Here is a 13098-nt window from a genome sequence, read left to right as displayed (position 1 = left end):
CGCGGTTCGCCGCAGCGCCCTTTCGCGCCGTCTCGAAAGCAAATGACGAGCCGTCGGTGCGGCCCGGCCGCAGTGCACCGTCACACCGCCGGGACCGGATGGGCTCCCGTACGGCCGCGGCCCACTCCCCCGTGGACCACGACGACGACATCCAGCCAACCAACAGGGGATGACGAACCGTCAAACGTGTTCACTCGGGAGGATGTTTGGGAGGACTCCGGTACAGATCGACCGCACATGGCAGCCGAATCCGGGCAATGGACGCCCCTTGACGCTCCATGGGCGTTGTGCGAATCTCTCGACAGGTCTGGACCAATTGTCTTCATCGGGCGGGGGCCCGAGCCGAGGCACCGGACGTCCCGGGAGACCCCTGGACGCCCGGCGGCCCTGACCGTTCACGGCCGTCGGCCGGCCCCCGGGGGAGGGCCGGACGCCAACCGTTGCCGATCCCGTCACCGAACCCGCTTGCTGCAGCCTGCCGTTGGTGCCCCGGGCCCCACCGTGCGGCAGCCCGCGCCCCATGACGCGTCCGCACGTTCACCCGTGCTGCTCCGCCACCCTGCTCCGACGTCCTAAGTGAGCCGCCGATGTCCGAAGTACTCCCCCTGCCCGACCGCACGCCGGCCTCGCCGGCCCAGCAGGGCGTCTGGCTCACCGAACGGCTGGGAGTGGCCCGCGAGGCCTTCCACATGCCGGTGCGGATCTCCTTCGACCGGATCGACCCGGCGGCGCTGGCCCATGCGGTGGACGCGGTGATCGGGCGCCATCCGGCCCTGGCCGCCCGGCTGGTGGAGCGCGACGGCCGGGTCTGGCAGGAGCCCGCGGCGCAGCGGCCCGTACTGGTGCGGCTCGAAGCACCCGCGGACGAGGCCGATGTGGAGAAGCGGCTGGAGGAGGAGGCCGCCCGCCCGTTCGCCCTGGAGTCCGGACCCCTCAGTCGCTTCACCCTGCTCCGGCGCGCCGACGGCAGCGCCGAACTGCTGGTCACCGCCCATCACGCGGTCTTCGACGGCAACTCCAAGGACGTCCTGACCCAGGACCTCGCGGCCGCGTACGGTTCGGCGGCCCTGTCCCCGACCGAGGATCCGGCCTGCGCGCCGGGCGGCGCGCGGACGGCGGTGGTCGCACCGTCCACACCGGCCGCCCCTGCCGCACCGGCCGCGGATCCGGGTGCCGTACGCAGCGCCGCCGAGTGGTACGGCCCGCGCTGGGCCGCCGCCACCGATCCGGTACTGCCCGGTGCGGTGCGCAGCCCGATCGTCGCCGGGGCCGGTGAGGCGGTCGAGTGGCGCCTCGACGGCGCCGGGGCCGACGAGCTGGCCGCCGCGGCCGGCCTCGTCGGCACCACCGTCTTCGAGTTCCTACTCGCGGCCCTGCACGGGCTGCTGCGCCGGTACGGCGGCGAAGCGGTGCCGGTGTCCGTCCCGTTCTCCACGCGCACGCCCGAACTGGCCCGGGAAGTAGGCCTGTTCGTCAATGAGCTGCCCGTGCACGCGCCCGCGGTCGAGGCGTCGCGGATCTTCACCGACTTCGCCGGCGCCGTCCGGGCAGAGTTGCGGGCCGGTTACCCGTACCGCGGCGTACCCTTCGGTACCGCCGTTCCCGGGCTGAGCCCCCGGGTCGGCCTGACCGCGGTCTCGTTCGGCTACCGCCGGCGTGGCACGGAACCGGAATTCGCCGGCACCGGCGCCCGGGTCTCCTGGGCCGTGCACAACCGCACCGCCCGCAACACCCTCCACCTCCAGGCCGTCGAAGCCCCCGGCACGGACGGCGCCCCGGGCGGCGGCATCGACTTCAGCCTCCAGTACGACCCGACCGTGCTCGCCCCGGACACCGCCCGCCGGATCGCCGGTCACTTCCGCACGCTGCTCGCCGGCGCGGTCGCCGCCCCCGGCGCCCGGCTGGTGGACCTTCCGCTGCTGGACGCCGCGGAGCTACGTGCCGTCACCACCGCGCCGAACGCCACCGACCGGCCCTATCCAGCCGACCGGACCGTCCTCGACCTGATCCGCGCCCAGGCCGCCGCCACCCCCGAGGCCATCGCGGTCAGCGCTTCCGGCCGCCATCTGTCCTACCGCGAACTGATGCTCCGTAGCGCACAGTTGGCCGAGGCCTTGGACGCCGGAGGCGTTCGTCCCGGTGATCTGGTCGCCCTCCACCTGGACCGCACCCCGGACCTGCCCGCCGCGCTGCTCGCGGTCCTCGCCACCGGCGCGGCGTACCTGCCGCTGGATCCCGGCTATCCGGCCGAGCGCCTGGCTCTCGTCCTGCGCGACTCCGGGGCCGTCGTGGTGCTCGCCGACCGTGAGCCCTCGCCCGTGGTGGCCGCCGCGGCCCCCGTGGTCCTACGGGTCCTCGCCCGGTCGGCGCAGGACCCGGCCGGGTCCGTCCCCGGGTCCGTCCCCGGGTCCGCCCCCGAGTCCACCCCCGGGGTCGCCCCCGGCCCGGAGGACGTGGCGTACGTCCTGTACACCTCAGGCTCCACGGGCCGCCCCAAGGGTGTCGCGGTCGGCCACCGGGCGCTGGTCAACCTGCTCACCTCCTTCGCCGACCGGCTCGGCTCCGGCCCCGAGCACGCCTGGCTCGGGTTGACCTCGCTCTCGTTCGACATCTCCGCGCTGGAGCTCTATCTGCCGCTGATCACCGGCGGCCGCCTGGTCCTGGCTCCGGACGGGCTGTCCGTCGACGGCCCCGGCCTGCTCTCGCTGATCGCCGCCGAGGGCGTCACCCACGTCCAGGCCACCCCGTCCGGCTGGCGGGTGATGCTGACGGCGGTGAGCGGGGCCGGCGCGCCGCCCGCCGACGCGCTGGCCGCCGTCACCGGCCTGGCCGGCGGCGAGGCGCTGCCGCTGCCGCTCGCCCGCGAACTGCGCGCACGCACCGCCCGGTTGTTCAATGTGTACGGGCCCACCGAGACCACCATCTGGTCCACCTGCGCCGAACTCCCCGCCGATCCGCGGCAGGTCAGGATCGGCCGCCCGATCGCCAACACCCGGACCTACGTGGTCGACGAGCAGCTGAGCCCGACCCCGCTCGGCATCCCCGGAGAGCTGCTGATCGGCGGGGACGGCGTCGCCCACGGCTACCTCGGCCGACCCGAACTCACCGCCGAGCGGTTCGTGCAGAGCCCCTTCGGCCCGCCCGGCGCCCGGCTCTACCGCACCGGGGACCGCGCCGTCTGGACGGCCGACGGCGAGCTCGACTTCCTCGGCCGCATCGACGATCAGGTCAAGATCCGCGGCCACCGGATCGAACTCGGCGAGATCGAGTCCGCCCTGCTGGAGCACCCGGCCCTCGCCCAGGCCGCCGTCGCCGTCCGCACCGAGGCGGACGGCGAACCCTTCCTGACCGGCTACCTGGTCCCGGTCACCGGCGGCCCGTCGCCCGCCTCCGCCGACCTGCGCGAGCACCTGACGCGCACGCTGCCGGCCGCGATGGTGCCGCAGCGCTGGCTCATCGTGGAGCGCCTGCCGCTCACCCCGAACGGCAAGCTGGACCGGCGGGCCCTGCCCGTACCCCCGCCGCGCGAGGCTCCGGCACCGCGGGCCACCGAAGTGTCCGCCGCCGCAGACGAGACGGCCTCGACGGTCTGCCTGATCTGGGCCGAGGTGCTCAACCTGCCCGAAGTCGCCCCCGAGGACGACCTGTTCGACCTCGGCGGGCATTCGCTGACGGTGATCCAGATCGCCGCCCGGATCCGCGACGCGCTCGGCGTGGAACTCGACTTCGACGTCTTCTTCGACATCCCGACCCCGGCCGGCATCGCTGCCGCCGTCCGGGAACTCCAGTAGGACGTCGTCCTCGGCCCGACCCTGCGTCCGGTACGCCGGGCGCAGGGCGCCGGGCCGCCTCCTGCGGGCCTTGCCCGGCCCCGCCGGGTCCGCACCCTCCGACTCCCCCGCCGCACGTCCGAACAGGAACTCGATGACGGATACCCAGGACCTGCCCACCGACTGGTCCGCAGCCAAGCGCGCCCTCCTCAGCCAGCGGCTGCGCGGCGCCTCGGCCCCCGCCCGGGTGGTGGACCCCCGCCCGGCTGACACCGCACCACCGCTCTCCAGCGGCCAGGAACGGCTCTGGTTCATGGACCAGTTCTCTCCCGGCTCCACGGCCTACACCCTGGCGCCGGCCCGCCGGCTCCGGGGCCCCTTCGACCGCACCGCGCTGGACTCCGCACTGACCGACCTGGCGGCCCGGCACGAGAGCCTGCGGATGACCTTCCGCACCACCGAGGCCGGCACCGCCGAGGTCCGGGTCTCCGAACCCGCGCCGTTCGCGGCCCGGCACCTCGACGCCAGTGCGGACCCGGACCCGCGGGCGCGCGCCGCCGCCGAACTCGGCGCGCTGATCGCCGAACCCTTCGACCTCCAGACCGGCCCGCTGGTGCGCGCCCTCGTGGTCCGGATCGCGGAGGAGGACCACGTCCTGGCCCTGGTGATGCACCACATCATCTGCGACGGCTGGTCGATCGACCTCCTCAACCGCGAGCTCGACCTCCGCTACGCCCACCACGCCCACGGCACTCCGGGTGAACTCCCGCCACTGGCTGTCCAGTTCGGCGACTACGCGGCCTGGCAGCGGGACCGCCTGGAGAACGGGCAGCTCGCCGCCTCCCGTGAGCACTGGCGCAATGAGCTCGACGGCGTCCCGGCGCTGGAACTGCCCTCGGACCGGCCCCGCCCGCCGCTGTTCACCTTCGACGGCGCCGCGGCCGAGTTCCGCTGGAGCCCCGAGCTCTCCCGCCAGGTCGCCGAGGTCGCGCGGTCCTTCGGCGCCTCCACGTACATGGTGCTGATGGCCGCGTTCCAGGCCCTCCTCGGCCGGCACTCCGGCCAGCGCGACTTCGCGGTCGGCTCCGCCGTCGCCGGCCGTCTCCACCATGAACTCGAAGGCGTGGTCGGCGCGTTCGTGAACATGCTGCCGATCCGCGCCCGGCTCTCCGCCGATCTCGACTTCGGCCGGCTGATCAGCCGGGTCCGCGAGACCACGCTCGAGGCGTACGCGCACCAGGAGGTGCCGTTCGAGCAGATGGTCAGCGATCTCGCGGTCGAACGCGACGTGAGCCGTGCGGCCGTCTTCCAGACCACCTTCGCGTTCCAGAACTACGGCGACCGCGCCGGCGCCCCCACGGCGGGCCTGGACACCGAGGGCTTCGGCTACGAAGCCACCACCACCCACGCCGACCTCGCCCTCTACATGCGCGAGGAGCCGGGCGGCGGCCTCTACGGCCTGCTCACGTACCGCACCGACCTCTTCGACGCCGGCACCGTCGACCGCCTCGTCGAGCGCTTCGAGCTGCTGACCGCCGCCGGGGTCGCCGACCCCGCGCTTCCGGTCGACCGGCTCCCGCTACTGAGCGCGTCCGAGCGGTCGTCCGTACTGGGGGCCTGGGCCACCGGTCCCGCGCTGCCGGACGGCGGTCCCGCGACGCTCACCCGGGCACTGGCCGAGGCGGCGGCCCGGACGCCGCAGGCGCCCGCGCTGGTCTTCGAGGACCGCACGCTGACCTACGCCGACCTCGACCGGCGAGCGAACGCCATGGCCCGGCGCCTTCGGGCCCTGGGCGTGGGCGCGGACGACCGGGTCGCCGTCTGCCTGGAGCAGTCCGCCGAACTGGCCGTCGCCCTCGTCGCCGTACTCAAGGCCGGCGGCGGCTATCTGCCGCTCGACCCGGAACAGCCCCCCGCCCGGCTCGCCCACCTGGTCGCCGACGCCGGCGCCAAGGTCCTGATCACCGACACCGTGCTGCGCGCGCGGTTCGGCGACCACCCGGCGGCCGACCTGCTGACGGACGATGACGGCGACGCCCCGGACATGGACGCTCCGGAAGGCGACGGGACCCCGCTGGAGGAGGTCTCCGGCGCCGACCACCTGGCGTACGTGATCTACACCTCGGGCTCCACCGGCACGCCCAAGGGCGTCGCGGTGCAGCACCGCCAGATCCTCAACTACCTCGCGGGAGCGCGCGAGCGGCTGCGGATCGAGCCCGGGGGCTCCTACGGGCTGCTCCAGTCGCTCTCCTTCGACTTCAGCATGACCATGCTCTACCTGGCGCTCACCACCGGCGGCCGGGTCCATCTGCTGCCGCGCCGGATCGCGGGCGTGGAACTGGCCGCCGAGATCGAGCGGGCGGGCATCGACCACCTGAAGATGACGCCCTCCCACCTGGCCGCGCTCACCGCCGACGCGCCGATCGAGCGGCTGCTGCCGCGCCGCACCCTGGTCCTCGGCGGCGAGGCCAGCAGCTGGTCCTGGGCCGCGGGCATCGCCGCACTGGGCCGGTGCGCGGTGTTCAACCACTACGGGCCGACCGAGGCTACGGTGGGGATCACCGTCCACGAGGTCACCGCCGACGGCCTGGAGGCTCCGGGCAACACCCCGATCGGCAGTCCGCTGGCCGGCGGGCGCTGCTACGTGCTGGACGAGGCACGCAACCCCGTTCCGCCGGGCGTCACCGGCGAGTTGTACCTGGGCGGGGACCGGCTGGCCCGGGGATACCTCGGCCGGCCGGACCTGACCGACGAGCGGTTCCTGCCCGACCCGTACGCGGACGCGTACGCCGACACGTCCGGCGACACGCCCGGGGACGGCCCGTACGCCCACCCGTCCGGCGGAGGCCCGGGCGCCCACGCGACCGGCGGCCCCCGGATGTACCGCACCGGCGACCTGGCGCGCTGGCGCACCGACGGGACCCTGGACTACCTCGGCCGCGGCGACGACCAGATCAAGGTCCGCGGCTACCGGGTCGAGCCCGGGGAGATCGAGGCCGCGCTGACCGCCCTGCCCGGCATCACCCAGGCGGTGGTCCTGGCGCGCGGTGAGGGGGTCAAGCAGAACCTCGTCGCCTACCTGGAACGCCCCGCCGGCGGCGAACCGCCGACCGCCGCCGAACTGCGCGCCACTCTCGGCGAGGTCCTCCCGGACTACATGGTTCCGGCCCGGTACGTGGTGCTGGAGCGGCTGCCCCTGCTCGCCCACGGCAAGGTCGACCGCAAGGCGCTGCCCGCGCCCGCCGACGGCCCGGCCGCCGGTACCCACGTCGACCCCGAGGACGGCGCCGAGCAGGTGATCGCCGCCATGTGGGCGGACCTGCTGGAGCTCCCCCGGGTCGGCGCGCTGGACGACTTCTTCGAGCTCGGGGGCCACTCCCTGCTCGCCACCCAGGTGGTCGCCCGGATGCGCCGGGCCTTCCCCGACCTGGCCACACCGGTCGGCGTGATGGACCTCTTCAAGCACCCGACGGTACGCCGGCTCGCCGCGCTGGTGGCCACGCCGGAGGCCGACCGCGGCCCGCGCCGGCTGCTGCACCTGCTCACCCCCGAGCGCCGCGAGACGGTCGCCAGTGTGGTCTGCGCCCCCTACGGCGGCGGCAGCGCACTGATCTACAAGCCGCTCGCCGACGCCATGCCCACGGACTGGGCCCTGCACTCCATCGCCGTCCCCGGCCACGAACTGGGCGAGGAGGCCATGGACATCGACGAGGTCGCCCGGCTCTGCGCCGAGGAGATCGTCGCCACCGTCCCGGGACCCCTGGTGCTCTACGGGCACTGCGGGGTCGGCGTCCGGCTGACCGTGGAGATCGCCCGCCGGGTGGAGGCCGCCGGCCGGGAGATCGACGCCGTCCACCTCGGAGGCATCTTCCCCTTCGCCCGCCCGAGGGGCCGCGGTGCGGCGCTGGCCGAGCGGTTCGCCGAGCTGGCCGCGCGGCTGCGCAGCGACCAGGGCATGATCAACGCCCTGGCCGCGGCGGGCCTGGACGTGGACGAGGTCGACGAGGAGCAGCTGCGGCTGATCGTGCACAACCGCCGGGTCGGCACCAAGGGCGCCGAGCGCTACTTCGGCGAGCTGTACGAGAGCGAGGGCGGCACCATCACGGCGCCGGTGATCGCCGTGTGCGGGGACCGCGATCCGGCGACCGAGTTCTACGAGGAACGCTTCCGCGAGTGGCACCGGATCACCGGTACCGCCGCCGTGGTGGTCCTGGACGAGGCCGGGCACTTCTACCTCAAGTACCGCGCCGAGGAACTGGCCGGCATCGTGACCGGGGTGCACCGCTCGATCGCCGCCGGCGAGGAGGCGCGCCACGAACGCACCGCCGACGCCACCTGGTGGCTGGCCGGGCTGTCCCGGGACGCGGCGGGGGCGGAACCCGCCCCCGCGACGGAGCCGCACCCCGGGCGGGAACTCGGGCCGGAACTCGGGCCGGAACCCGGGCAGCCGGAGGAGCCGGAGCGGTCCGGGAGCCCGGGGAAGTCCCGCGGGACCCGCCCGCGCCGGCCCGTCCGGCCGACCATGGGCCGCTTCCTGGCCATCGCCACCGGCCAGCAGCTCTCGATGATCGGCTCGGCGCTCACCGAGTTCGCCCTGCCGATCTGGATCTACCTGCAGACCGGGTCGCTGTTCCAGCTCGGCCTGCTCGCCGCCTTCGGCCTGGTGCCCGGCATCGTGGCCGCCCCGCTCGCCGGCGCCATCGTCGACCGCGGCGACCGCCGCCGGGTGATGCTGTGGGGCGACGTCGCGGCCGGCCTGACGCAGGCCGCGCTGCTGGCGCTGTACCTCAGCGACTCACTGGAGATCTGGCACTGCTACGTGATGATCTCCCTGCTCTCCGCCGCGCTCGCCTTCCAGCGCGTCGCCTGGGGCTCGGCGGTGCCGCAGCTGGTGCCCAAGCGGTTCCTCGGCCGCGCCAACGGTGTGGTCCAGATGGCCCTCGGCCTCGCCCAGTTCCTCGTTCCGCTGATCGCGGTCGGCATCCTGCACGTGATCGGCCTCGGCGGCATCCTGATCTTCGACGTCGTCAGCTACCTGATCGCCACCGGCGTCACCCTGGCCGTGCGCTTCCCCGACGTGATGGCCGCCACCCGACGCGAGAGCGTCGCCGCGGAGATCCGCGCGGGCTTCCAACGGGCTCTGGGCAGCCGCCACTTCAGGGCCATGCTGTTCTGGTTCGCGGCGCTGAACATCTTCCTCTCCCCACTGTTCCTGCTCGTCACCCCGCTCGTGCTCTCCTTCTCCTCGACCGCCGCGGCCGGCTGGGTGTCCACCGCGGCCGGTCTGGGCGCCGTCCTCGGTGGCCTCACCCTGCTGGTCTGGGGAGGCCCGCGCCGGATGCGCCTGCGCGGCGTCCTGTTCGCCACGCTCGGTGTCGCCGCGGCCTGTTTCGTCACCGGCCTGCGGCCCTCGGTGACCGTGGTCGCCGTCGGTGCGTTCGGCATGACCTACGGGCTGGCCCTGCTCAACGGCATCTACGCGACGGTCATCCAGACCAAGGTGCCGATGCGCTTCCACGGCCGGGTGATCGCGGTGAACACCCTGGTCGCCTGGTCCACCCTGCCCATCGGCTTCGCCCTGGTCGCCCCGGCCGGGCCCGAACTGCTCCAGCCCTTGATGGACGAGGGCGGCGCGCTGGCCTCGAGCGTCGGCGCGCTGATCGGCACCGGCGACGGGCGCGGCATCGGCCTGCTCTACCTGGTGTTCGGCCTCGCCATGGCCGCGCTGGTCCTGATCAGCCTCTGCATTCCCGTCCTGGCCCGCTTCGACCGGGAAGTCCCGGACGCCGAGTCCGACGACCTGATCGGCCTGGAAACCCTGCAGGCCCGCACGAAGAGCGAGACGAACAGATGACTTCACTGACCTCTCCTGTCTCTCCGAACTCCCCGGCCTCCCCGGCCTCCCCAGCCTCCCCGACCCCGATCTCCCGTCACCCGCTGACCGATGAACAGCGCCGCCTCTGGTTCCTCCAGCAACTGGGGCCGAAGGACGCCGGGTTCAACATGTACCTGAACCGGCGCTGGAGCGGTCCGATCGATCCGCGCGCGCTGGGTGCGGCGCTCACCCGGCTCACCGCGCGGCACCGGGTGCTGCGCACCCGGTTCGCCCTGGACGGCGAGCAGCCCGTCCAGCTCGTGGAACCCGTACGGGACGTCGAGCTCACCCTGGTCCCGATACCGGATGCCGCGGAGGAGTCCTTCACCGCGGCCTGCGCCCCCTTCGTCAACGCCCCCTTCGACCTGAGCGAGCGCCCGCCGCTGCGGGCCGTCCTGGTCAGCGCGGGCGACAACGAGCACGCGCTGAGCGTGGTGGTCCACCACATCGTCTCCGACGGCTGGTCGTTCACCGTGCTGTGGCGCGAGCTGCTCGCGCTGTACCGCGAGGAGACCGGTGAAGGTCCGGCCGAACTGCCGGAGCTCAAGCTCCAGTTCGGCGACTTCGCGCTCGCCGAACGGACCAGGCTGGACGGCGGAGCGGCCGAGGAGGCGGTCCGCTACTGGACCGGACGCCTGGCCGGCGTCGGCGCCCTGCGGATGCCGCTGGACCACCCCCGGCCCGCCGAGCCCGCCCATCCGGCCGGCTTCGCCGAGCTCGCCCTCGGTTCCGAGCTGGTCTCCGGACTCGACGCCCTGGCCCGCGAGCAGCGCTGCACCCCCTTCATGGTGCTGCTCGCCGCCTACCAGTGCGTACTGGCCCGCTGGAGCGGCACCTACGACTTCGCCGTCGGCACCCCGCTGGCCGGCCGCAACGAGACCGCCCACGAAGCCCTCCTCGGCTACTTCTCCCGCACCGGGGTGATCCGCGCGGACCTCACCGGTGACCCCGGCTTCCACACCGTGCTGCGCCGGGTCCGCTCCGCCACGATGGCCGCGCTGAGCCATCAGGACGTCCCGGTCGAGCGGGTGGCCGCCGAACTGGGCCTGCCCGTACGGCCCGGCGTCGGCCCGCTCTACCAGGCGGTGTTCGTCCACCAGAGCCAGTACGAGCTGGCCGGCGCCGGCGAGCGGACCTCGCTGCCCGCGGGTGTCCGTACGGCGGACATGGACTCCGGCTTCGACCGGGCCAAGACCGATCTGCTGCTGGACAGCTGGCGGACCCCGGACGGCGGGATGACGCTGTCGTTCTGCTTCGACCGGGAGCTCTTCGAACGCGCCACCGTCGAGGCCCTGGCCCGCCGGGTCCGCGACCTGCTCGGCCGGGCGATCGCGGACGTGGAGGTCCCGCTGCACGGCGACTGGCTGCCGTCCGGCGAGGAACGCGCCGCGCTGCTCGCCCTCGGCGCCGGGCCCGCCGTCCCCGTCGCCCCCGCCGCCAGGGACGGCGCCGGCACGATCCTGCGCGGCTTCGCCGACCAGGTCGCCGCCCGCCCCGACGCACCGGCTCTCGAATGTGCCGGCACCATCCTGACCTACGCCGAACTCGACCGCGCCTCGGATGAGTTGGCCCGCAGGCTGGGCCCGCTGGCCGGTCGCGCGGTGGGCGTCCGGATCGAGCCGTCCTTGGAACTGGTCACCGCCCTGCTGGCGATCTGGAAGGCCGGCGCCGGCTACCTGCCGCTCGACCCCGCGCACCCGGCCGAGCGGCAGCGGCTGATGCTCGGGGAGGCGGACGCCGCCCTCCTGCTCACCGGAGGCGAGCGCCCGGACCTCGGAGTCCCGGTGCTGGCCGTCGGCGGACCGGACCCCGAAGGCGGGCATTCGGCGCACACCGGCATCGGGGCGGGAAGTACGGGGCCCGCGCTGCCCGGGACCGACCCGCGCGGCCTCGCGTACGTCCTCTACACCTCGGGCTCCACCGGCGCCCCCAAGGGCGTCGCCGTCGAACACGCCGCGCTGGCCGGGCGCGTCCGGTGGATGGCCGGACCGGAGGGCTACGGGCTCCGGCCGGGCGACCGGATCGTACAGTTCGCCTCCATCGGCTTCGACACCCACGCCGAGGAGATCTGGCCCGCCCTCACCGCGGGCGCCTGTGTCGTCCTGCTGCCCGGCGGCGGCCGGATGCTGCCCGACCTGCTGCGCGGCGGGGCCGGACGGACCGTCACCGTACTGGACCTGCCCACCGCGTACTGGGAGGAGCTGGTCTCGCTCGGAGACCAGGCCCCGTGGCCGCCGGCGCTGCGCCTGGTGGTCCTCGGCGGTTCCGAGGCGCGGGCCGCCACGCTCGCCCGGTGGCGGGAGCGGCACGGCGACACCGTCCGGCTGGTCAACACGTACGGCCCGACGGAGGCCACCGTCATCGTCACCGCGGGCGAGCTCGCCGGCGAGCGGTCCGGCGAGCGCGGCAACGGCTCCGGCGATGCCGCCGGTACCGGGCCCGGCGGCCGTCCCACCGCCGAGCAGCGCCCTCCGCTCGGCCGTCCGCTGCCGGGGGTGCGGCTCTACCTCCTGGACGAACGCGGCAGCCTGCTGCCCGCCGGATCCGAGGGCGAGCTGTACATCGGCGGCGCCGGCCTCGCGCGCGGCTACGTGGCCCGGCCCGATCTGACCGCGGAGGCCTTCCTCCCCGATCCGTTCACCGACGCCCCGTACGGCCGGATGTACCGCACCGGTGACCGCGCCCGGTGGCGCACCGACGGACAGCTGGAGTTCCTCGGCCGCGCCGACGGCCAGGTGAAGATCCGCGGATACCGGATCGAGCCCGCCGAGATCGAGGCCGCCCTCACCGCCCATCCGGCCGTCGGCCTGGCGGCCGTACTGGTCCGGGACGGCCGCCGGCTGATCGCGTACGCCGTCCTGCGACCGGCCGCCGGACAGGGGTCCCCGGCAGCCGCGCCGCGGCCGGGCGAGCTGCGCGAGCACCTGGCGCTGCGGCTGCCGGCCTTCATGGTGCCCGACAGCGTGGTGCTGCTCGACGCCCTCCCGCTCACCGCCAACGGCAAGCTCGACGCGGCGGCGCTGCCCGACCCGGTTCCGGCGGGGGCCGGCGCCGGCTACCTGGCGCCCCGTACCGATGCCGAGGCCCTGGTGGTGGACCTCTGGCAGGAGGTGCTCGGCGTACCGAAGGTCGGCGTACTGGACGACTTCCTCACCCTCGGCGGTGACTCGCTGCTGGTCACCAGGGTCGCCGCCCGCATCCGGGCGGGGGTCGGACTCGACGTGTCGATCCGCGACGTCTTCGAGAGCCCCACCCCTGCGGCCCTGGCGGCCCGGATCGAGGCACTGCTGATCGCGGAGATCGACGCCCTCAGCGAGGAGGAGGCGGCCGGCCGGCTGGACTGACCCGGCGCCGACGCCTCGATCCAGACCGGTCCGCCCTGTCCGCCCGGACCGCCCGGACCGTCGCTCCAGCGGACCGTCGGTCCAGCGGGCCGTCGCTCCACCGGACCGC

Annotated in this window: 3 protein-coding genes; all 3 read left to right on the top strand. The window is 74.5% G+C overall.

All coding sequences use genetic code 11. The features are described from left to right. Window positions 1-587 precede the first annotated feature (587 nt). The 3 genes from ACIQV3_RS01725 (at window position 588) to ACIQV3_RS01715 (ending at window position 12989) form a co-directional block, all read left to right on the top strand. Window positions 588-3791 carry an amino acid adenylation domain-containing protein gene (locus tag ACIQV3_RS01725; RefSeq protein WP_403708662.1) on the top strand — a complete coding sequence of 1068 codons (3204 nt, stop codon included), beginning with the start codon at window positions 588-590 and terminating at the stop codon, window positions 3789-3791. Window positions 3792-3924: 133 nt separating this feature from the next. Further along, the gene (locus ACIQV3_RS01720) at window positions 3925-9624 is read left to right on the top strand and encodes an amino acid adenylation domain-containing protein (RefSeq protein ID WP_403708660.1); all 5700 of its coding nucleotides are present in this window, start codon (window positions 3925-3927) and stop codon (window positions 9622-9624) included. Continuing rightward, window positions 9621-12989, top strand: a complete 3369-nt coding sequence (locus tag ACIQV3_RS01715; protein WP_403708658.1) for an amino acid adenylation domain-containing protein — start codon at window positions 9621-9623, stop codon at window positions 12987-12989. Before ACIQV3_RS01720 ends, ACIQV3_RS01715 begins: the two co-directional genes overlap by 4 nt. The last annotated feature ends 109 nt before the right edge of the window (window positions 12990-13098 follow it).

The organism is Streptomyces sp. NPDC099050 (assembly GCF_044759865.1).
GTDB lineage: Bacteria > Actinomycetota > Actinomycetes > Streptomycetales > Streptomycetaceae > Streptomyces.
This window is presented reverse-complemented; position numbering and strand designations above follow the sequence as displayed.

Coding starts and splice junctions, on each gene's coding strand:
- ACIQV3_RS01715 (WP_403708658.1), top strand. CDS start 9,621: ATGACTTCACTGACCTCTCCTGTCTCTCCGAACTCCCCGGCCTCCCCG.
- ACIQV3_RS01720 (WP_403708660.1), top strand. CDS start 3,925: ATGACGGATACCCAGGACCTGCCCACCGACTGGTCCGCAGCCAAGCGC.
- ACIQV3_RS01725 (WP_403708662.1), top strand. CDS start 588: ATGTCCGAAGTACTCCCCCTGCCCGACCGCACGCCGGCCTCGCCGGCC.